Origin of the sequence: Citrobacter sp. Cpo045 (assembly GCF_030332875.1) — a bacterium.
Classification (GTDB): Bacteria; Pseudomonadota; Gammaproteobacteria; order Enterobacterales; family Enterobacteriaceae; genus Citrobacter; species Citrobacter portucalensis.
Genome location: NZ_JAOWGZ010000072.1, coordinates 94,298 through 116,075 on the forward strand (window position 1 = coordinate 94,298; position 21,778 = coordinate 116,075).

20 protein-coding genes are annotated in these 21,778 nt (G+C 51.8%); 6 read left to right on the top strand and 14 right to left on the bottom strand.

Annotated elements, in window-relative coordinates; genetic code table 11:
• Positions 1-58 precede the first annotated feature (58 nt).
• From glnQ to rhtA, 5 genes are all read right to left on the bottom strand, one after another.
• Complete coding sequence (gene glnQ, locus OGY13_RS03135) at positions 59-781, bottom strand: glutamine ABC transporter ATP-binding protein GlnQ (RefSeq protein ID WP_003035246.1); 723 nt, start codon at positions 779-781, stop codon at positions 59-61.
• Positions 778-1,437, bottom strand: a complete 660-nt coding sequence (gene glnP / locus OGY13_RS03140) for a glutamine ABC transporter permease GlnP (RefSeq protein ID WP_003035248.1) — start codon at positions 1,435-1,437, stop codon at positions 778-780. Before glnP ends, glnQ begins: the two co-directional genes overlap by 4 nt.
• A gap of 137 nt (positions 1,438-1,574) precedes the next feature.
• Positions 1,575-2,321 carry a glutamine ABC transporter substrate-binding protein GlnH gene (gene glnH, locus OGY13_RS03145; protein WP_003035251.1) on the bottom strand — a complete coding sequence of 249 codons (747 nt, stop codon included), beginning with the start codon at positions 2,319-2,321 and terminating at the stop codon, positions 1,575-1,577.
• A gap of 365 nt (positions 2,322-2,686) precedes the next feature.
• On the bottom strand, positions 2,687-3,190 hold the full coding sequence (gene dps / locus OGY13_RS03150; protein ID WP_003035253.1) for a DNA starvation/stationary phase protection protein Dps: 504 nt from the start codon (positions 3,188-3,190) through the stop codon (positions 2,687-2,689).
• Between the two features lie 303 nt (positions 3,191-3,493).
• Complete coding sequence (gene rhtA / locus OGY13_RS03155) at positions 3,494-4,381, bottom strand: threonine/homoserine exporter RhtA (RefSeq protein WP_008784209.1); 888 nt, start codon at positions 4,379-4,381, stop codon at positions 3,494-3,496.
• 411 nt (positions 4,382-4,792) lie between these two features.
• Here rhtA and ompX point away from each other — a divergent pair, with 411 nt between their 5' ends.
• Positions 4,793-5,308, top strand: a complete 516-nt coding sequence (gene ompX / locus OGY13_RS03160) for an outer membrane protein OmpX (RefSeq protein WP_048214619.1) — start codon at positions 4,793-4,795, stop codon at positions 5,306-5,308.
• Positions 5,309-5,447: 139 nt separating this feature from the next.
• Here the strand turns inward: ompX and OGY13_RS03165 are convergent, their stop codons facing one another.
• Together OGY13_RS03165 and mntS are read right to left on the bottom strand one after the other, a co-directional pair.
• Positions 5,448-7,028 (bottom strand): phosphoethanolamine transferase, encoded by a 1,581-nt coding sequence (locus tag OGY13_RS03165; protein WP_048214618.1) that lies wholly within the window; start codon positions 7,026-7,028, stop codon positions 5,448-5,450.
• Between the two features lie 276 nt (positions 7,029-7,304).
• On the bottom strand, positions 7,305-7,433 hold the full coding sequence (mntS, locus tag OGY13_RS03170) for a manganase accumulation protein MntS (protein WP_213752077.1): 129 nt from the start codon (positions 7,431-7,433) through the stop codon (positions 7,305-7,307).
• 186 nt (positions 7,434-7,619) lie between these two features.
• On the opposite strand from mntS, the gene mntR reads away from it, so the two are divergent.
• Positions 7,620-8,093 carry a manganese-binding transcriptional regulator MntR gene (mntR, locus tag OGY13_RS03175; protein WP_003831586.1) on the top strand — a complete coding sequence of 158 codons (474 nt, stop codon included), beginning with the start codon at positions 7,620-7,622 and terminating at the stop codon, positions 8,091-8,093.
• The gene (locus tag OGY13_RS03180; RefSeq protein ID WP_048226004.1) at positions 8,090-9,199 is read left to right on the top strand and encodes an anion transporter; all 1,110 of its coding nucleotides are present in this window, start codon (positions 8,090-8,092) and stop codon (positions 9,197-9,199) included. Before mntR ends, OGY13_RS03180 begins: the two co-directional genes overlap by 4 nt.
• Before the next feature lie 94 nt (positions 9,200-9,293).
• On the opposite strand, the gene ldtB is transcribed toward OGY13_RS03180, so the two are convergent.
• On the bottom strand, positions 9,294-10,214 hold the full coding sequence (gene ldtB, locus OGY13_RS03185) for a L,D-transpeptidase (RefSeq protein ID WP_003035268.1): 921 nt from the start codon (positions 10,212-10,214) through the stop codon (positions 9,294-9,296).
• Between the two features lie 232 nt (positions 10,215-10,446).
• Here ldtB and OGY13_RS03190 point away from each other — a divergent pair, with 232 nt between their 5' ends.
• Positions 10,447-12,039 (top strand): ABC-F family ATPase, encoded by a 1,593-nt coding sequence (locus tag OGY13_RS03190; protein ID WP_008784214.1) that lies wholly within the window; start codon positions 10,447-10,449, stop codon positions 12,037-12,039.
• 78 nt (positions 12,040-12,117) lie between these two features.
• Here the strand turns inward: OGY13_RS03190 and OGY13_RS03195 are convergent, their stop codons facing one another.
• The 4 genes from OGY13_RS03195 to OGY13_RS03210 all read right to left on the bottom strand — a co-directional run bounded on the left by OGY13_RS03195 (position 12,118) and on the right by OGY13_RS03210 (position 17,910).
• Positions 12,118-13,380, bottom strand: coding sequence for a DUF1479 domain-containing protein (locus OGY13_RS03195; protein WP_213752076.1), 1,263 nt, complete (start codon positions 13,378-13,380; stop codon positions 12,118-12,120).
• A 152-nt stretch (positions 13,381-13,532) separates the two neighbouring features.
• Positions 13,533-14,348: a Cof-type HAD-IIB family hydrolase gene (locus OGY13_RS03200; RefSeq protein WP_213752075.1), complete on the bottom strand. Its 816-nt coding sequence runs from the start codon at positions 14,346-14,348 to the stop codon at positions 13,533-13,535.
• Between the two features lie 224 nt (positions 14,349-14,572).
• Positions 14,573-17,005: a glycyl radical protein gene (locus OGY13_RS03205; RefSeq protein WP_213752074.1), complete on the bottom strand. Its 2,433-nt coding sequence runs from the start codon at positions 17,003-17,005 to the stop codon at positions 14,573-14,575.
• Between the two features lie 5 nt (positions 17,006-17,010).
• A complete protein-coding gene (locus OGY13_RS03210; protein ID WP_213752073.1) occupies positions 17,011-17,910 on the bottom strand; it encodes a glycyl-radical enzyme activating protein in 900 nt (299 codons plus the stop codon).
• A 132-nt stretch (positions 17,911-18,042) separates the two neighbouring features.
• Here OGY13_RS03210 and fsa point away from each other — a divergent pair, with 132 nt between their 5' ends.
• On the top strand, positions 18,043-18,705 hold the full coding sequence (gene fsa, locus OGY13_RS03215) for a fructose-6-phosphate aldolase (RefSeq protein ID WP_003836983.1): 663 nt from the start codon (positions 18,043-18,045) through the stop codon (positions 18,703-18,705).
• A gap of 86 nt (positions 18,706-18,791) precedes the next feature.
• Here the strand turns inward: fsa and moeB are convergent, their stop codons facing one another.
• Both moeB and moeA read right to left on the bottom strand, forming a co-directional pair.
• Positions 18,792-19,541 carry a molybdopterin-synthase adenylyltransferase MoeB gene (gene moeB, locus OGY13_RS03220; protein WP_057067348.1) on the bottom strand — a complete coding sequence of 250 codons (750 nt, stop codon included), beginning with the start codon at positions 19,539-19,541 and terminating at the stop codon, positions 18,792-18,794.
• A complete protein-coding gene (gene moeA / locus OGY13_RS03225; protein WP_191226235.1) occupies positions 19,541-20,776 on the bottom strand; it encodes a molybdopterin molybdotransferase MoeA in 1,236 nt (411 codons plus the stop codon). The genes moeB and moeA overlap by 1 nt, the downstream gene beginning before the upstream one ends.
• A gap of 174 nt (positions 20,777-20,950) precedes the next feature.
• Here moeA and OGY13_RS03230 point away from each other — a divergent pair, with 174 nt between their 5' ends.
• Positions 20,951-21,739: an aminoglycoside adenylyltransferase family protein gene (locus tag OGY13_RS03230; protein ID WP_213752072.1), complete on the top strand. Its 789-nt coding sequence runs from the start codon at positions 20,951-20,953 to the stop codon at positions 21,737-21,739.
• The last annotated feature ends 39 nt before the right edge of the window (positions 21,740-21,778 follow it).

Consider the following 21,778-nt stretch of genomic DNA (forward strand, 5'->3'; position numbering starts at 1 on the left):
ATTGAAATGAGAGGATTCTGGTGAAAAACCTCCCTTCGGGCGAAGGGAGGTTGAGCTATCAGGAAACGTGCTGCAAGAATTCCTGTAAGCGTTGGCTGGGGGGATTTTCAATCAGGGCCTGCGGATTACCGTCTTCGGCAATTCGTCCCTTATCAATGAAAATCAGGCGTGAAGCCACTTTTTCGGCAAAGCCAATTTCGTGGGTCACAATCACCATGGTCATCCCTTCTTCCGCCAAATCCTGCATCACTTTCAGAACTTCATGACGCAGTTCCGGGTCGAGTGCTGAGGTTGGCTCATCAAACAGCATCATTTTCGGTTTTACTGCCAGCGCACGGGCAATAGCCACACGCTGTTGTTGACCACCGGACAGTTCAGAAGGGTAGTGATGTGCACGTTCGGCCAGACCCACTTTTGCCAGCAGCTCTTTCGCCAGTTTCTCGGCCTGTTCTTTATTCGCCCCGCGTACGCGCTGCGGTCCGAACATGACGTTTTCCAGTGCCGTCAGATGTGGGAACAGGTAGAACTGCTGAAACACCATTCCGGCTTCCTGACGGATTAAGCGCTCGTCTACCTTCGGATCGTTTACTTTCAGACCATCGACGATCAGATCGCCGGAGGTTATCTCTTCCAGCTTGTTAATGCAGCGCAGCAGGGTAGATTTACCGGACCCGGACGGACCGATAATCACCACCACTTCGCCCTGCTGAATGTTCAGGTCAATATTGTGCAGCACCTGAGTTGGACCAAAGTGCTTAGAAACGTTTTTAAATTCAATCACAGGATTTTCATCCTTCTTTCCAGACGACGCAGAATGAAGCTCAGCACCAGCGTAATGATCAGATAGAACACCGCAACGGCGCTCCAGATTTCCAGTGCGCGGAAGTTACCGGCAATGATTTCCTGGCCCTGACGGGTCAGTTCAGCGACGCCAATGACAATAAACAGCGAGGTATCTTTAATGCTGATGATCCACTGGTTGCCCAGCGGTGGCAGCATACGACGCAGTGCGAGGGGTAAAATAACGTGGCGGATAGTCTCTGTGCGTGAAAGTCCAAGCGCCAAACCGGCTTCGCTGAACCCTTTATGGATTGAGAGCACCGCACCGCGGGTGATTTCCGCAATATAGGCCCCGGAGTTGATCATGATGGTGACAACGGCGGCGCTAAAGGGGTCAATGCGTAAATCGTTAAATGCCATTGGCAGAGCGAAGTAAATAAACATTACCTGCACAACGATTGGCGTACCGCGAATGACTTCGATAAACACCAGCGCTACGTGGTTGGCGATCCAACCGCCGAAAGTGCGCGCAAACCCTGCTGCAAGTCCGATTATCAGACCGCCAGCCAGACCGAGGACCGAGATCCACAGGGTCATTTTGGCGCCTTCAATCAAAAGCGGGATGGCGGGCCAGATGGCACTCCAGTCAAACTGCATATGTCGTTCCTGTTACCGTGGTGTAAATATTCAAATGCCCGTTTTGCCGGATGCGCTGTGCTTATCCGGCCTACAGGTCTCAAAAATCCAGGCGTAGGCCCGGTAAGCATCACGCCACCGGGCAACGCTGCCGGTTATTATTTAGGTTCAGTACCGAACCATTTTTTGTAGATTTCGTTGTAAGTACCGTTCTCTTTCAGCGTTTTCAGCGCGCCGTTCACTTTTTCACGCAGGTCATCGCTGCCTTTCGGGAAGGCGATACCGTACTGCTGGGCTTCCAGCGATTCGCCTACAGCTTTGAACTGACCATTGCCAGCTGTTTTGATGAAGTAAAGAATGTTTGGTGTGTCGTGCAGTACAGCGTCTGCGCGGTTGGTGCCCAGTTCCATATATGCGTTATCGATATTCGGGAACTGACGCAGGTCTTTGGTTTTGATATTCGCTTTCGCGTAATCAACGGAACCGGTGCCGCTCTTAACTGCAACGACTTTACCGTCCAGATCTTTTACGCTTTTGACGTCGTTGTTATTCGCTTTCACCATCACTAACAGACCGCTTTTGTAGTAGCCGTCGGAGAAGTCGATCGCTTTTTTACGCTCATCGGTGATGGTGATACCTGCCAGTGCCAGGTCGATATTTTTGGTTTGCAGAGCCGGGATGATGCCGCTGAAATCCATCGGTTTCAGTTCATAATCCAGTTTCAGTTCTTTGGCCACGGCAGCCCACAGATCCACATCAAAACCAACGTATTTGTCACCCTGTTTGAATTCAAACGGTACAAACGCGGTGTCGGTTGCGACAACCAGTTTCTTATCTGCGGCATGGGAGGACACCGCAAAAGCCAGGGTAAGTGCAGCCAGTGAAACTTTTAATACAGACTTCATAGGATTTCCTTTTATATCCACGGGGCGATCCCCTGCGAGAACATATGGCTTAATGAAAAAATCGTGCCAATTTTGCAACTCATTGTTTTAACAAGAGGGTGTCTCGTTTTTCTGCACAATAAGTAGGGCATAGCGAATAATCTGCACTGTTTTGGGGCACTCATTTGGTGCGAACCAGTCACGGTGCAAACGGTATGACTATTTAGCGTAAAAATTGTTGATAAAACAATCTTTCGTTAACGATTGTGTGAGGTGATTATTACAAATAATTTACTTTGGAGTGGCGAATGATCAATGTTATGCACCATAGATGTGCAAAACCCCCGCCGAAGCGAGGGTTATATAGGTAATTCTTATGCCTGCTGTTACTCAATGTTGGCTTCGATAAACCACAGGAATTTATCGAGGTCGCGAGAAGCTGCGGTAAAGATATCCGCGGTATCTTCGTCTTTTGCTTCGCTGATAGCTTTACGTACGCTGTTTGCAACTACGGCATAACGTTCGGCCAGCTCTTTTAAGTGGTCCTGTACGCTATGGATATCCAGCGGGTAACTTTTCAGAGGCGTTTTGCTGTTAATAACCTGAGTTGTGCCCAGTGCCACACCGCCCAACTGTACGGCGCGTTCAGCCATGGTGTCGAGGTGATCGGTAAGGGCTGTACGGAAGCCATCCAGCATTTCATGTACTGCAATGAAGTTTGCACCGCGCATGTTCCAGTGAGCCTGTTTGGTGATCAATGACAGGTCAATGAACTGGATTACTTGCTGATTCAGCAGTTCTACGGTCGCTTTCTTTTCGCTATCAGATACATCGTTGCGGGTATAAAGGAGGGCGGATGCTTTTGTTTTTACCAGTTTCGCGGTACTCATATTTTCATATCCTCTTGATATTTATGTCCCAACTCTTCAACGGAATTAAGTATAGCGCTAAATTTGGATTTTTGTTTCCGGTGTTGCCTATCACTTTAATAGCGAAGAAGAGGGTAAATATAAAATATCAAATAAAATCAATGTGATGAGTGTATTGTTACTTGCGTGGTGTTATTTTTATGTTAATTTTAAGATTAAATGAAATATGCGGATGAGAAAATTATATTTATTAGAATTATTATCACGCAGATTTACAATTGGATATTCTGCATGATTATGCAAACCATGCAGAATAATACGTGGTTAATTCACGTCGACTTGTTTTATTTGTGGCTCTTTACGAATAGTAAGCGTAGAGCCCATTGATGCGACAATAATGGCGCCCAGAGCAAGCGTCTGGATAAGCGTCAGTGTTTCACCGAGGAAGATCATTCCGGAAACCGCTGCCAGCGCGGGTTCCATGCTCATCAATGTACCGAAAGTACGTGTAGGCAGGCGCGTCAAAGCAATCATCTCCAGCGAATAGGGAAGCGCAGTAGAGAGGACTGCAATGGCCAGACCTAACGGCAGAATGGACCAGTGCCACAGGGCATCTCCGGCCTGGAGTGCGCCGATTGGAACAAATACCAGTGCTGCAATGAATGACCCTACCGCGACGGTTGCCGGACCGTGTTCCGCCCCGGCTCGCTGCCCGGTAAGAATATAGATGGCCCAGCAGGCGCCAGCCCCCAGCGCCAGCGCTGCGCCGGTTAAATCTACGTGAGAAACGTCCTGACCCAGAGGCAGCAGGAACCAAAGCCCGAGCACTGCCAACGCAACCCAAATGAAATCCACCGGGCGTCGGGATGAAAACAGCGCTACCGCGAGCGGGCCGGTAAATTCCAGCGCCACGGCGATTCCCAGTGGGACGGTTTGGATTGACAGGTAGAAAAGGTAGTTCATCCCGCCCAGAGACAGGCCATAAAACAGTAGCGGCAGGCGTTGTTCTTTGGCGAATCGTAAACGCCAGGGCTTAAAGAAAGCGATAAGAATGAGCGTACCCAGCGCAAGGCGCAGCGCGGTAACGCCCGGCGCACCGACGAGTGGGAACAACGATTTTGCCAGTGATGCTCCGCTTTGAATGGAGGACATAGCAATAAGCAAAACCAAAATAGGCAACCAGACTGGCGCTTTACGTGACAACCCCGGCATCCTTTCTCCTGTCAAATGATGATTACACGTCTCCATCTGTGCCACGCTTCAGCATGGTTACGACGCAGATGACTTTATGTATAGAAAAGTAAAACAGCGAGTGTAATGGAATTACGCTCAACTGGTTGAGTATTCGTTGAAAAAAAAATTGCTCAGTTCCGTACAATGGCATGAAAATGATGGATTAATAATCTGTGTGATTAGGAATGTTCTGGATGAATGTGCCATATTGTGCGCGCAATAATGGTATTTTTAGTTGAAAAAGTGATGTTAATTGAAAGAGATAGCGGGTTTTTGAAATGTTCTGTTACATGAAAGACCCCGTTAGACATCGCGAATCGCAAAGAGTTTCCCATCAATTTTTGGTATATTTAAAACTTAAGATTTACTTGAAGCACATTTGAGGTGGTTATGAAAAAAATTGCATGTCTTTCAGCACTGGCCGCTGTTCTGGCTTTCTCCGCAGGTACTGCTGTAGCTGCTACTTCTACCGTTACCGGTGGTTACGCTCAGAGCGATGCTCAGGGCGCAGCGAACAAAATGAACGGTTTCAACCTGAAGTATCGCTACGAGCAGGACAACAACCCGCTGGGTGTTATCGGTTCCTTCACTTACACTGAAAAAGATCGTACCGATGCTTCTGGCGACTACAACAAAACCCAGTACTACGGCATCACTGCTGGTCCGGCTTACCGTCTGAACGACTGGGCAAGCATCTACGGTGTAGTGGGTGTTGGTTACGGTAAATTCCAGAACGCAGCATCTCCGGCTGACAACCACAGCACCAGCGACTACGGTTTCTCTTACGGTGCTGGTCTGCAGTTCAACCCGATCGAAAACGTTGCTCTGGACTTCTCCTACGAGCAGAGCCGTATTCGTAGCGTTGACGTTGGCACCTGGATTGCTGGCGTGGGTTACCGCTTCTAATCACTTCGGTGATATGAAAAATCCGCCTCTTGGGGCGGATTTTTTTTGCGTGTAATGCAGGAAGGAATGTCGTTGTAGGCCTGATAAGCGCAGCGCATCAGGCATCGGTAGCAAAATGCCTTATCCGGCCGACAACGTATTATTTGGTTGAGAAAATATCGGTACCCAGATGGTTGTAATCCACCTTCTGCAGTTTGAAGTTGGTGATGTACACCGGCCCGGCTTTTTTCTCTGAGATAAAGCGGTAGCTGTTGGTGATTTCTTTTGCGCTTATCCCCGTCCACTGCGAGAAAAAGCTGAGGAAATCATTGGCGGAGCGACGAGCTTTAATCACCCGATGCGCTTTATCATCGCTCGACAGCACCATGAAAGGCACCTGGAAATTCTGCTGGAACTGATCGTCATGCGCCAGGTACTGCACCTCTTTTCCCCGCTCTTTAAACGCGAGGCCATGATCGGAGAAATAGACCATCGAGAAGCTATTACCGCTGTTACGTAACTGCTCGTAAAGCTGGCGCAGCAGGTCATCCGTTTGCGTCATGGTGTACAGATAACAAGATGTCTCTTTTGACTGGACGAAAGTCTCGTATTTACCCTGTGTTCGGTCACAGGCCTGCGGATGCGAGCCCATTAAATGCAGCACGATGAGCTGTGGCTGGGTGCGCTCGGTTGCCAGCACCTGGGCAGTCATCTTCAACAGCGCTTCGTCACGGGTGTTTTTATCCGCTTCGAAGTCACCGCTTTTGAGGAACTGAACCTCATCAGCGCGCTTCGCAATGCTGGCGATGGCCGTATCGTATTCACCAATCTGTCCCTGATTGGAAAACCACCATGTCTGAAAGCCCGCGCGGTTAGCCAGGGTGACAAAGTTATCCTGGAACTGGGGTTTATTATCCACTACCCGATTAAGCGTTAAGCCGAGCGATTTTTGCGTTGAACCGCTGGCAGCAATGTAATCCGCAAAGATATAGCCGTTAACGGAGCTGGCAAACGGGGTGTTATCCCAGTGACCGCCAAACGCGCCTAACGCATCGCGGCGGGCGCTTTCACCGATTACCACGACGTAGGTGTGATACTTCGGTTTAACGGCGGTTACCGTCCAGCTGTCTTTTACGCTCGACAGTTTCGCCATACGCTCTTGTTCGTCGAGCACTTCGTTGTTATTGACGATAACGTCCTTGGCGAAACGGAAAACCGGATAGCCAGTGTCTTTCAGCTTGAACACGCCGCCCCAGGCCAGGTTTTGTACCGGGGTAACAAAGAATGCGACAACGCTAAACAGCAAACAAATGCTGTCGAACTTATTCCAGCTGCGCTGCTGCACATCTTTTTTACGGCGTACGGCGATAACGCCAAGGGCAAAAATAAACACCCCAACCAGATAACTGTACCAGGGGAAGATGGTCAGGATCTCGGTTGACTCTTCCATATTGGTTGAGTGCAGCGCCAGCAAGGTATTGAAGTTCGGTGAGCCGTAAGCCTGGCCGAACGGAAAGTACATTGCCGCAATGAGTGAGCAAATGCCAATCAGTGCTTTCTGCGCGCGCGGCGCGCTACGCCACAGCAGCATCAATATACAGGTGAAAGCAACGCTATAGAGCAGGCTAAGCGGATAGCCCAGAGCAAGGTTTATTAGCAGAGACTGTAAGAAATAGAGGCCAGTCCACGGACTAATTGCCCGGCTACGAGCAATGATTGAATCTTTGAGGGTTAAATTCATATGCCACTGTTACAAAAACGCCATGTGCTTACCCTGGCGCTAAGGGTCATTGCCTGCCTGAGAGAGCGAGAAGAGGGATAGGGTCCGCATCCGCGAGCCGCAATATACGCAGGGCTGCGAAAAGATAGAGTGTGCGCAAGAGAAGGTCAACTACTACAAAGAAATTGTTTTGCGAGGGGCGTGGCAAAACTGACAAAAAGAAAGGTTATTGAGACGAAAACCACCACCGTACCCGAATGACGGCAGGAAAATGAAGCGGCGTACCGCGACGCCGCATTATTTTTCTGAAGGTTTATCCTGCTCTGGTTTGCTGTTAATCATGTCACACAGCATAGAGATCAGCATCAACCGTATTTTAAAGGGAGAGTGACTAAACACGCGTATGCACCTCTTAAATTCATTCATGTAAACCTCCTGACTTCACAATCCCATCAGTCCTTGAGGGATGTCTTTATTATATACAGATATAGCACAGGCTATATTATATAGCTATTGCTAAAACGTTAATTTTTTGTGCCCACGCAACTCTGGTTTACAATGAGCGCTCTCTAATCAGATGCCGTTAACGCGTCACAGTAACGAGGAAGCAGAATGAGTCGTCGCGCAGGTATGCCAACAACAAAAAAAGTGACGCAATTGGTGAATGTTGAAGAACACGTTGAAGGATTTCGTCAGGTCCGGGAGGCGCATCGCCGCGAGCTGATTGATGACTACGTAGAGCTGATTTCCGATCTCATTATTGAGGTAGGTGAAGCGCGCCAGGTGGATATGGCAGCGCGACTTGGGGTTTCCCAGCCGACGGTTGCTAAAATGCTTAAGCGCCTTGCTTCAGTCGGATTGATTGAAATGATCCCGTGGCGTGGGGTGTTTTTAACCGCAGAAGGTGAACGACTAGCCCAGGAGAGCCGGGAACGTCATCAGATTGTGGAAAATTTCCTGTTGATGTTAGGCATCAGCCCGGAAATTGCCCGTCGCGACGCGGAGGGGATGGAGCATCACGTCAGTAAGGAAACGCTGGAGGCTTTTAGCCGGTTTACGCAACAGCAAGGAACTGGCTCTGAATGAGTTTTCCTTTATTACGTGCCTTACAGCGCGATCGTTTTTTCCAGCTGTTAATCATCGTTGGGGTTGTACTGAGTCTGTTCACGCCATTTACGCCCCGGTCCTGGCCAGGGGCAATTGACTGGCACACGATTATCACGCTTAGCGGGCTGATGTTACTGACCAAAGGCGTGGAGCTAAGCGGTTATTTCGATGTGTTAGGGCGCAAGATGACCCGCCGCTTCAAAACAGAGCGCCAGCTGGCGATATTTATGGTGCTGGCGGCGGCGTTGTTGTCGACGTTTCTGACCAACGACGTTGCATTGTTTATTGTTGTTCCGCTGACCATCACCCTGAAAAAATTATGTGCCATTCCGGTGAATCGCCTGATTATCTTTGAGGCGCTGGCGGTAAACGCCGGATCGTTGCTCACGCCAATAGGTAATCCGCAAAACATTCTGATGTGGGGACGCTCAGGCTTATCGTTTACCGCGTTTACCTGGCAAATGGCGCCGCTTGCGGGGGCCATGATGCTGACGCTGGTGGTGCTGTGCTGGTTCAGTTTCCCGCATAAAGCGTTGCACTATCATACCGGTACGCGCGCGCCTGACTGGCAACCACGCCTGGTATGGAGTTGTCTGGCGCTGTATATCATCTTCCTGGCGGCGCTGGAGTTAAAGCAAGAGCTGTGGGGTCTGGCTATTGTGGCGGCAGGGTTCATGGTACTGGCGCGTCGCGTGATCCTCAGCGTGGATTGGACGTTGCTGTTAGTGTTTATGGCGATGTTCATTGATGTGCATTTGCTGACGCAGCTCCCGGCCTTGCAGGGGATTTCCCACCAGATTGGCACGCTCTCAGCACCGGGACTTTGGTTAACGGCTATTGGCCTGTCGCAGTTTATCAGTAATGTGCCCAGTACGATTTTGTTGCTGAACTATGTCCCGCCGACGCTGCTGCTGGCCTGGGCGGTTAATGTGGGCGGCTTTGGTCTGTTGCCGGGATCGCTGGCGAATCTCATTGCGTTACGGATGGCAAACGACCGACGGATCTGGTGGCGTTTTCATTGGTATTCGGTACCGATGCTGATATGGGCGGCGCTGGTGGGGTATGGTTTGCTGCTGTTGATGTAATTGATGTGATGTGCCGGATGGCGGCTGGCGCCTAATCCGGCCTACTGCGTTGGTAGGCCCGATAAGCGTAGCGCCATCGGGCATATATAGCAGATTAGTTCAAACGAACCGGCATACCTGAACGGTTCTGTACCGCCTGCTCAACGACGGCCTGATCGACGTCAGACTGACCGGTGATGCTGGTAATGCTCTTGTTCAGGGTAATCGGTACGATTTCTCCGCCTTCGAACTGTGCTTCAGTCGTAGACAGTGGGTTATGTACTTCGATGTAACGGCTGCCGTCTGGTTCGGTAGTGGCTTTTACCGGCTCATCGATAAACTGTACGCGGGTGCCGACTGGCACATTTTCAAACAGGAATTTGATGTCGTCGTTACGCAGACGCACGCAACCGTGGCTGACGCGTAAGCCTACGCCGAAGTTAGCATTGGTGCCGTGGATGGCATACAGGCGACCGATATACAGCGCGTACAGTCCCATCGGGTTATCCGGACCTGCCGGAACAACGGCTGGCAGCGGCTCGCCCGCAGCGCGGTATTCCGCATGCATTTTCGCCGTTGGCGTCCAGGTTGGGCCCGCTTTTTTACGTTCTACTTTGGTGGTCCAGTTGATTGGCGTGTCTTTGCCCAGCTGGCCGATACCGATCGGCAGAACAATTACGGTGTTGGTGCCTTTCGGGTAGTAGTACAGACGCATTTCAGCGCTGTTGATAACAATACCTTCATGCACGGTATCCGGCAGGATCAACTGCTGAGGAATGTTCAGCACGGTGCCGCCTTTCGGCAGGAAGGTATCCACACCCGGGTTGGCTTCCAGCATGTTAGACAAACCCATCTGATACTCTGCCGCAAAATACTCCAGCGGTTGGGTGTTGCCTTCAGGAATAGTAATGACCTGGTTTTGGCCAATCAAACGGCTACCATCAGTCGGCAGCGGGTACGTGACGGCTGAAGCGGTATTACAAAAACCAACTATTGCGAGTGCCGCCGCGAAAAGCGTTGTTAATTTCATATTCATATTCATGTATGCGAGATTCAGTGCCAGGCAGGCTAGTGGGTTGAGATTTATGTAGTGTTGGGCACGCATTATATGTGCAATCTGAGCAACAAGGAATTCGGATGTGTACTAAATCACATTTTTTTCCTTTTGGTTTCACTTTTCCCCTTCCGCATGAAGACGCGATCTTCTTGTAGACTTATGGCATAATAAGCGGTTTGTCACATATTTCTTTCTCTTTCAGGATACGCCAGTGTTAGTTTCCAGCAACGTCACCATGCAGTTCGGCAGTAAGCCGCTGTTTGAAAATATTTCCGTCAAATTTGGCGGCGGCAACCGTTACGGCCTGATTGGCGCGAACGGTAGCGGTAAATCCACTTTTATGAAAATTCTCGGCGGCGATCTCGAACCGACGCTGGGCAACGTTTCCCTCGATCCTAACGAGCGCATTGGTAAGCTGCGCCAGGATCAGTTCGCCTTTGAAGAGTTCACCGTGCTCGACACCGTGATCATGGGTCACGCTGAACTGTGGGAAGTGAAGCAGGAGCGCGATCGCATTTACGCTCTGGCCGAGATGAGCGAAGAAGACGGCTATAAAGTTGCTGACCTCGAAGTTCAGTATGGCGAAATGGACGGCTACTCTGCGGAAGCGCGTGCGGGTGAACTGCTGCTGGGCGTAGGTATTCCGGTAGAACAGCATTACGGCCCGATGAGCGAAGTCGCGCCCGGCTGGAAGCTGCGTGTGCTTCTGGCACAGGCGCTGTTCTCTAACCCGGACATTCTGCTGCTCGACGAACCAACGAACAACCTGGATATCGACACCATCCGCTGGCTGGAGCAGACGCTGAACGAGCGTGACAGCACCATGATCATCATTTCGCACGACCGTCACTTCCTGAACATGGTCTGTACGCACATGGCGGATCTGGACTACGGCGAACTGCGTGTTTATCCGGGTAACTACGACGAATACATGACGGCGGCAACCCAGGCGCGTGAACGTCTGCTGGCCGATAACGCCAAGAAGAAAGCACAGATTGCCGATCTGCAATCCTTCGTCAGCCGCTTTAGCGCCAACGCGTCTAAATCTCGACAGGCGACTTCTCGTGCGCGTCAGATTGATAAGATTAAGCTCGACGAAGTGAAAGCGTCCAGCCGTCAGAACCCGTTCATCCGCTTCGAACAGGATAAGAAACTGTTCCGTAACGCGCTGGAAGTGGAAGCGCTGGCGAAAGGTTTTGATGAAGGCCCGCTGTTTAAAAACTTCAACCTCCTGCTGGAAGTAGGGGAGAAGGTTGCCATCATTGGTGCCAACGGCGTGGGTAAATCCACTATGCTGAAAACGTTGGTTGGCGACTTACAGCCGGACAACGGTACCGTTAAGTGGTCTGAAAACGCCCAGGTCGGTTACTACGCGCAGGATCATGAATACGAGTTCGAAAACGATCTGACCGTTTTCGAATGGATGAGTCAGTGGAAGCAGGAAGGCGATGATGAGCAGGTAGTACGTAGCTTCCTTGGCCGTCTGCTGTTCAGCCAGGACGATATCAAGAAACCTGCGAAAGTGCTCTCTGGTGGTGAAAAAGGACGCATGCTGTTCGGTAAGCTGATGATGCAGAAACCGAATATCCTGGTTATGGATGAACCGACCAACCACTTGGATATGGAATCTATCGAATCGCTGAACATGGCGCTGGAAATGTACCAGGGCACGCTGATCTTCGTTTCTCACGACCGTGAGTTCGTCAGCTCGCTGGCAACCCGCGTGATTGAAATTACGCCGGAACGCGTAATCGACTTCACCGGTAACTACGAAGATTACCTGCGTAGTAAAGGCGTCGAATAATTATCCCGTCGTTCTCGTGTTACAGGTGTGATGGTTGCACCTGTAACACGGGATACTTAAGGATAAGGGTATATAAAATTAAACAATCCCCAGCGCGCGTTTGCCGTGGATATTCAAATCCTCCAGCGTGAAGCGTCCTTCCCAGTTAGTTTCATAATCCTCCCGTGGAAAATCATCCGGCGACGCACCTTTTTCCAGCGCGGCCTTCACTTTGTGGGCGTAGGCCAGATTCTTTTCGCACATCGGTGCGGCAGGAATGTACATCACGTTACCCCAACCCTGCTGATTTTCCACCGGTGCGACGGAGTGAATCACATCACAATGCCACCAGACGGAGTCTCCGGCGTCCAGTTGTGGAATGCTGGTTAACGCTTCAATCAGCAGAGGATGCCATTGCGTGGAAATCGGCAGCACCCGGCCGGGCGCAACGCCGCAAAGTTCATCTTCTGGCACATCGTCAAGCAATGGGCGTAACAGCACATACGCCATCGCTTCAGGGATCGGGACCACATGCAACAATCCCTGACCTGGCAGCATATCGGACAGTGCAGTCCAGCCCTGGAAGGTACGGAATACCGAACATTTGGTGGTGTTATCCACCGTGTACTCTTCTACCTCAGTGCGATGCGCCGCCTGCCACGGATCGTAATCTTCCAGCTTGCCATTGAAAACATGAGCAAAGACCTGCTGATATGCCGGAAGAAGCCAGCGTTCCAGCGCGCCGGAATCCGTATGCGCGCCCAGCCCTTTAGACGTGGTTCCCGGCGGTCGACGGCGAATGCGGTCAGGGTAAATAACGCTGATATCCGGGTTAAACCATTGTTTACCTTCGCTTGTAAAGGTCCACAAACGATTGAGGAACGACTGTGCATTGGCCATTTCTTCACTCTGGCGGGCCTGCATCTGCGCCTGGGACCAGTAGATGGGGTAGATTTCAGGCCGTGATGCGCTCAGAGTACCGAAGAAATTATCGCCGGGTCCTTTATAGACGTCGTCAAAGTGGTTGCGGTCCAGATAGTCCAGCATTGAGCTGTCCCAGTCGAGAGCCTGTTCGCGAGGGAAATGACCTTTAATGACTGCGCATCCGCGACGCTTAATTTCTTCACGCTGCTCTGCACTTACGTGGCCCGCTTTGATATCTGCATAAGATATCACCGGCCACACCGGGGCACCTTGCGCTTTGAGGGCGTTGATTTCCGCCACGCGGGTGGCGATAGCATCGCTCAACTGATTGAAGATTAACTGAACATCCCCAAGCTGTGTCCGCAGTTGCTGTTTCATCTGCCGGATTGCCGCTTTGTGATCGGCGGGCAGCGTGTCGCTGGTAAAAGTAAAAGCCATATCCACCTCGCATCAACTTTCATTCGAAACTTAACTAACTTACAGATGATAATATAAGTTAAAATTTAGTTAACGCAAGTTTAAAACTTGATGGAGTGAGCAAAATAGAAAAAGAGTAAAAACCGGGATGAGGGATACCCCGGTTGGCAGGATTAGACGTTAAAAGGGGAGGTGTTATCCAGCACAGCCTGAATTACGTTCAGCGCGCCCTGATGGTTATTGTCGTCGGTCTGATAGCGAGCAATCGCTTTGATATTCTCTGCCGCGTTGGCCATGGCGAAAGAGTAGTGCGCCATTTTCAGCATTTCCGCGTCGTTTCCGCTATCGCCAATGGCGACTACGTTTTGCGGTGACAGGTTCCAGCGTTTAAGCAGGCGGCTGATCCCGTTGGCTTTATGTAGGCCCGGAATGATCAGATCGATAAACCCGAAGCCGCTGGTGACGGGCTTCATAATGCCGTCCAGCGCAGCATGCAGGTGATCGATAACCAATGGGATTTGTTGGTCCGGTAAATTTAGCGAGAACTTGAACAGCACATCGTCGATATCCTGATAATCCTTTACGGGTTTCAGGCGATGGTAGTGTTTTGACATCAATGCGACAAAGGACTCTGGCGCATTTTCGCTAACGTAAGCGCTTTGCAGCCCGCAAGCCACAAAGTTGAGCTGCTTATCTTTTAGCAGTTCACCAATGACAATACGGGACTCGTGGCGGGTAAGCTCGCCGTGAAACAGCTGTTTGCCATGCTCATAAACCAGCGCGCCATTCTCAGCGACAAACGATATTTCGTCTTTAAGCTCCGGGAAAAAGGAGATCAACTGGTAATACTGGTTGCCGCTGGCCACGACAAATTCGATATTTCGTTTTTTCAGTTCCTGATACTGCGCCATAAAACGTGCACGATCGTATTTCTTGGCGTCGTCGAGAAAAGTTCCGTCCATATCGGTGACGATAACTTTGATGGTCATAAAGATAGGCTCCTGGCGATTACTGCAACCAGAAACATTCTAATAACAATGTGACCTGTAGCACAAATTTAATTTCGAATGAAAGTAAAAAGCCGGATGGTAGCTTCACCTTACCCGGCTACGGGGAGAGTCGTTGTAGGCCGGATAAGCGTCAGCGCATCCGGCAATGGGTAGGGTAGCGTGCCGGATGGCGGTGTGGAATCTCATCCGGCCGACAATATTGTTTACAGCATATGTTCAGTACGCGCGATGATGTCGTCTTGCGCATCCGGAGAAAGCGCAGTGAAGAAGGCGGAATAACCTGCTACACGGACCACCAGGTCACGATATTGATCCGGGTGTTTTTTGGCTTCCAGCAGCGTTTCACGGGAGACAATGTTGTACTGAATATGCCAGCCTTTGTGCTCTTCGAAGAAGGTACGCAGCAGGATCATCAGCTTTTGCTTATCGGATTCATTTTCCAGCGTGGCCGGGTTGAGCTTCTGATTTAACAGCACGCCGCCGAGAATCGAACCGGTCGGCAGTTTACCCACCGAACCAATTACCGCCGTTGGGCCGAGATGGTCCGTACCGGAGGCCGGGCTTGCGCCTTCTGCCAGCGGAGTGTGTGCTTTACGGCCATCCGGCGTTGCCATCGTTGCTGCGCCAAACGGCACGTTTGCCGAAATAGATGAGGTCCCGGCGTAGTAATTGCCGCCAACCGGGCCACGTCCGTAACGCGGATTATGATACTGTTTCAGTTCATCGATATAGGTCTGATAAGCGCGGGCCAGCAGCGTATCAACGCTATCGTCATCGTTGCCATATTTCGGCGCGCCGTTGATCAGTCGTTGGCGTAACTGCTCATGGGTCAGACCGTCAAAATCATCGGCCAGCGCGGCGGCCAGCTGTTGTTGACCAATAGCGCCCTGTTCAAAGACCAGTTTCTTCACTGCTGCCAGGCTGTTACCGAGGTTGGCAATACCCACCTGCAAACCCGATACCCAGTCATACTTCGCGCCGCCTTGCTTAATGCTTTTCGCCCGTTCAATGCAGTCGTCTACCAGCGCGGAACACAGAATATCGTGCACGTTCTCTTCCAGCATGGTGTCGACGACATACTCAATTTCTATGGATTTACGCGTGTAGTAGCGGATTTGCGTATCCCAGGCATCCATCACTTCGTCGAAATTGTTGAAGTTACCAGCCGAGAGCGCTTTTTCCTGTGGCAGAAAGACTTTGCCACTGGTGGCATCACGCCCACCTTCCAGTGCCGCCAGCATCACGCGGGCAAAGTTAATAAAGCTCATGCCGGTGCAACGGTAGCCCCATTTCCCGCCGACTGCGGTTTCGATACACCCAATGGCCGCATAGTCATAGGCATCCTGCGGTTCAATGCCCAACTTAATGAATTCCGGTATGACGATTTCATCGTTGTTAAAGGCTGGCATCCCGAAACCGCAGCGGATCACCTGCACGCAGGCATCAAGGAAGTCATTACTCATCCCCGCGTGATAACGCACGCTCAGGTTTGGCTGCGTAGAACGCAGACGGCCGCAGGACTCCAGAATCGCGTAGGAGAGCGGGTTGACGGCATCCATCGGCTGGCCGTTGACCAGGTTTTGACCACCAATGGTCACGTTCTGATACAGCGGACTGCCCGCCGAGGCTTTCGAATGGGAGCCGGAACGGATTTTGTTCACTTCCAGCAGTTTCAACCAGCAGTTGTGCAATAGTTCAATAGCGTGCTCACGATCAAGACTCTGGTTCAGTTCAACGTCACGACGATAGAACGGGTAGAGGTATTGATCCATACGACCAAACGACACCGAGTGACCGTTTGATTCAATTTGCAGGATCAACTGGATAAAATAGCACAGCTGCAGCGCCTGCCAGAACGTTTTTGGCGGCTCATGGGCGATAACATCACAGTTTTCCGCCATGGTCAGCAGTTCATCTCGACGGCTGGCGCGGGTTTCCATGGATGCCATTTTACGTGCCAGCGCGGCAAAGCGCTCAATGTGCAGACTGACGGCTTCCAGCACGATATCAATCGCTTTCAGGAACTGATCGCCATGGAGGTCTTCCAGACATGTCAGATTGATGCGGGAGCGACGTTCATCGACTTTGTGACGCAGGCCGTCGAGACCTTTTTCCAGCAGCAGCGGGAAGTTTACCGCCAGGTGTGCGTCGCCGGAGGTCATGTTACCTTCGGCTTTGATAATACCGGTTTCCAGCAGCCCTTTCTGCTCATCAGTGAACATCCCGTAGCAGCGATCCTGCACGGTTTGACCACGCCACCATGGGCACACCTCATGCAATACACGTTTGTTCTCTTCGCTTACCGCAAAGCCTGCGCCCGGTCTGTCGGCGAGGTCGTCGATCTCTTTTTCAATCCACGAGACGGTGTATTCCGGGAAGATAGGCGCGGCACGCACTTCGCTTGCCTGGTTACCAATGATCAGTTCGTCATGTTTGATCCAGATGGTGCGTTCCGCCAGATGATGGGCTAGCGCCAGTGCGCGACGTACCGGGATAGGCTTATCCAGGTGTTGCTGATACATCTCGGTATAGTGCTGGGCGCGCTCGGTACAAACCGGTGGTTTCACGATGTGGATCAGGGCCGTTTTATGCGCTTTGATACGGTCGCTGAGTGTGTCCAGTTTCAGAGTGGTCATGGCAATTATCCTCGTAGGGTCGCAGTTAAACCTTTAAGGCTGGCGTACTGCTGGGCAAATTCGAGCAGTGCTGGCGCATCAAGCGGTTTATCCGGTGCGTTGTAGGGTTGACTGAGTAAGTGGTATTTGTTGATGCCCAGGGTGTGGTAGGGCAAGAAATGGATCTCACCGACGTGAAGCTCATCGGCGGCAAAATCGGTAATGGCCTGAATAGCGGCTTCGTCTGCGTTGAATCCCTGAATCAGCGGTACGCGGATAATCATTTTTTTACCGGCGGCAGCCAGTTTTTTTAGATTTTCCAGTACGCGAGAGGCACGCCCATCGGTCCATTGTTTAAACGGCGCATCTGCAACGTGTTTTAGATCTGCCAGAAACAGATCGACGTCAGGTAATGATGGTTCAATATACTTCCACGGGACATGCAAACAGGTTTCCACCGCGGTATGAATGCCTGCGTCGTGGCTGGCTTTGAGCAAAGCAGCTGCCAGCTCTGGCTGCATAAACGGTTCACCGCCGGACAGGGTGAGGCCTCCGCCACTGCGGTCGTAAAACGGTTTATCTCGCAATACGGTCTCCATGATATCGTCCACGCTTTTTACCTCTCCGCAGACGGTTAACGCCTGAGTCGGACAGCAGTCGGTCAGTACGGTGAGTGCGTCATCGGTCAGTTTTTCGCGATGAATAAGTAATCCGCCCAGCGCCCGTTCAATCACCGCGGGTGCAGCCTGAGCACAGAGATCGCAACCGTCGAGGCACAAACGCGCGTCATAAAGCAGGTCCTGCGTGCGGGCGCGGCTTTCCGGATTCTGGCACCACCGACAGCCCAGGGAGCATCCCTTAAGGAACACCACGGTACGAATACCGGGGCCATCATGCGTGGAGTAGCGCTGGATATTGAAAATCATAAGCGACCTCTTTTCTTTCGTATAAAGATTAAATTACTTTCGAATGAAAGTTATATTGACGTGCGTCAACTAACAGTGAGGTTTCGCCGTGCTACCTTTTATTCATGCTAATTATTCGTTTGAGGAAAGGTTATGGAACTCTATTTAGATACGTCTGATGTTGATGCGGTAAAAGCTCTGGCGCGCATTTTCCCGCTGGCTGGGGTGACCACTAACCCGAGCATTGTGGCGGCAGGGAACCAGACGCTGGAAGTACTACTGCCGCAACTGCAGGAAGCGATGGGAGGGCAAGGGCGTCTGTTTGCTCAGGTAATGGCGACCACCGCCGAAGGTATGGTCAGCGATGCGCGTAAACTGCGGGCAATCATTGCTGATATCGTGGTCAAAGTGCCGGTGACAGCAGAAGGTCTGGCGGCGATTAAGCTTCTAAAAGAAGAAGGGATCCCGACGCTGGGTACCGCGGTATACGGTGCTGCTCAAGGGTTATTGGCTGCTCTGGCGGGTGCGGAATACGTTGCGCCATACGTCAACCGCGTGGATGCGCAAGGAGGGGATGGCATTCAGACGGTGACCGACCTGCAGACGTTACTGAAAATGCATGCTCCGCACGCCAAAGTACTGGCAGCCAGTTTTAAAACACCGCGTCAGGCGCTGGATTGTCTGCTGGCGGGCTGCGAGTCCATCACGCTACCGCTGGACGTTGCTCAGCAGATGATTAGCTCTCCGGCGGTTGATGCTGCCGTCGCGAAGTTTGAGCACGACTGGCAGAGTGCATTTGGACGCACGTCGATCTGATGCTGTTGCCGGATGGCGCTAACGCTTCCCCGGCCTACGTTGGAGCCGTTGTAGGTCGGGTAAAGCGAAGCCGCCACCCGACTTTTTTACTGCCCGCAAACCTCACACCCCGGGTTGCGCATCAGCTTCATTTCGCGAAACTGGCAGGTCATGGCATCGTACATGACGATTTTTCCGGATGCCGGTTTACCGTAGTTTGCCAGTAGCTTAATGGCTTCCATCGCCTGTAACGATCCGATCACGCCGATCAGCGGGGCCATCACTCCGGCTTCTACGCAGGTCAGGGCATTTTCACCGAACAGACGACTCAGGCAACGGTAGCAGGGCTCACCGTCCTGGTATGTAAATACGGTAATTTGTCCTTCCATGCGAATAGCTGCACCGGAAACCAGCGGGACTCTGGCGGCAAAACATCCGGCATTCAGCTGATTGCGGATGCTGACGTTATCCGTACAGTCCAGCACCAAATCGTGTTCGGCAATAAGCGCGTGAATCTCGCTATCGTCAAGCAGCGCATTCACCGGCGTAATGGCGATATAAGGGTTAATCCGCGCTAGCGCGTCACGGGCGGATAGCACTTTGGGTTGCCCGACGGTTGCATCGCTGTGCAGCGTCTGGCGTTGGAGGTTCGACACGGAGACCGTGTCAAAGTCGAGCAGGGTTAAATGTCCGACGCCAGCGCCCGCAAGGTACTGGGTTGCTGCGCATCCCAGTCCCCCCAGACCAACGACCAGTACCCGCGCATCTTTGAGCGCTTCCTGACCTTCGAAATCGAAGCCGCGCAGAATGATTTGCCGGTTATAGCGCATCATCTCCTGGTCGCTGAGTTCCGCCATTACAGGCCTCCAAACAGTGCGTTAAACGGCTCGACCTCAACCCATTCTCCGGCCTCAACGTTACCGCGATCGCGCTCCAGCACGATAAAGCAGTTGCCCTGGCTAAAGGAGCTAAAAATATGCGAGCCCTGGTGTCCGGTGGTGGTGACTTCCAGTTCGCCTTCCGCGGTACGCTGCAATACACCGCGCTGAAAATCCAGACGCCCTGGCGTTTTCTTCAGGCGTGAGGCTGTGCGCACGCGCTGGCGCGCAGGTAACCCACAGGCGGTGTTTCCGCTGAGTTTCGCCAGCAGCGGTTGCACCAGTTGATAAAAGGTGAGGGCCGCAGAAACCGGATTACCCGGCAGGCCGCAAAACCAGCTGTTGCTCAGTTTACCAAACGCGAACGGTTTACCGGGTTTGATGGCCAGCTTCCAGAAGGCAATTTCTCCCAGCTCTTCCAGAATGGTTTTGGTGTAATCCGCTTCGCCTACCGAAACGCCACCAGAGCTGATGACGACATCGGCCTGGCTGTCGGCTTCGATAAACGCGGCCCGCAGCGCGTTGGGATCGTCGCGAATAATTCCTAAGTTGATCACTTCGCAGCCCAGTTGCTGCAGCATCAGGTGAACGGTCAGACGGTTTGTGTCATAAATCTGCCCGTCGCCCAGCGGTTGACCCGGCAGTTGCAGCTCATCACCGGTGGAGAACAACGCCACGCGAACTTTGCGAACGACCGGTACTTCGGCAATGCCGAGCGAGGCCAGAACAGGAAGCTCGGCGGTTGTCAGACGAGTTCCGGTAGGGAATACCACCGCGCCGTTTGCGATATCTTCACCGCGCAGACGAATATTTTGTCCGCTGCGGACCTCGGCGGTAAAACGCACACCGTCGTCAGTTTGTTCCGTTTGCTCCTGCATCACCACCGCTTCACAACCGGCAGGCACCGGGGCACCGGTCATAATGCGGATGCAGGTTCCCGCAGGCCACTCGCCGTGGAATGGTTGACCAGCAAAGGCTTTGCCAGCCACCGCAAGAGGCTGGTCTGATTGTAAATCGGCTAATCGCACCGCATAGCCATCCATTGCCGAGTTATCGAATCCCGGCACATCAATCGGGGAGATGACGTCGGTGGCCAGAATGCGGCCAAAGCATTGAACCAGGGGCAGCGTTTCGACGGCGGTGAGTGGGGTAATACGCGAAAGCATCTGAGAGAGAGCCGTTTCAAGCGGCATCAGTCCGGCGGTAAATTCCATGAGAAGACTCCTGCGGGGCAAAATCGAATCCGCTCATTATGTCAGAAAATGGACGCGGACAGTATGCTACCTCAGGCTTAGGATCCGATCTGAGACAGGTTTTCTGCCAGAGAATAGCGCTACAGGAAAAATGCAGTATAGACTCATTATTTCTGCTTTTTTCCAGGAGGCTAAATGGCTGCGACTATCCCGAATTCAATTCGACAACAGGTGAATGCCGCCAGTGCACTGATTGCGCGGATTATCGAGGGCGACCTGGTTGCTGTTCATTTGTATGGCTCTGCTGTTGAAGGTGGCTTAAAGCCCCAAAGCGATATCGATTTACTAGTTACCATTAGGCAGCCACTGAATACCCGGCAAATAAAAGATCTGATGCAGGGGTTTCTGGAAATATCAGCACCGCCTGGCAGCGTTGATAGCTATCGGGCGCTGGAAGTGACCATCGTGGTCTATTCACAACTTGTGCCGTGGCAATTCCCACCGTCAAGAGAAATGCAATTTGGCGAATGGTTGCGTGACGATATTCGCGCGGGAATTTTTGAACCGAGACAGGTGGATCCTGATCTTTCCATCCTGCTGACCCAGGCCCGGCGCGTCAGCGTAGCGTTGTTCGGTGAACCCGCTGAGACGTTATTCAACGTCATCCCTTTTAGCGATGTCTTGCAAACGTTTCGGCATATCCTTGATATGTGGCAGAAACCGGGCGATTTAGAGGGTGACGAGCGAAATATCATCCTTACTCTGGCGCGTATTTGGTACAGCGTAGTTACGGGCAATATTGTCGCTAAAGATGAAGCTGCCTCCTGGCTTATACCGCAATTACCCGATGAGTATGCTGATACGCTGCAAGCCGCACGTGCAGAATACCTGGGGTTAACCAAAAAGAACTGGGCTGCGTCTATGCCATCTGTTGAACGCTTTGTGTTTTATGCAAAAAAACAGATTGCCGATCGGCTTGAATAATATATTCAACGATGTTGGAAGATACTCTTTCTGTTTAAC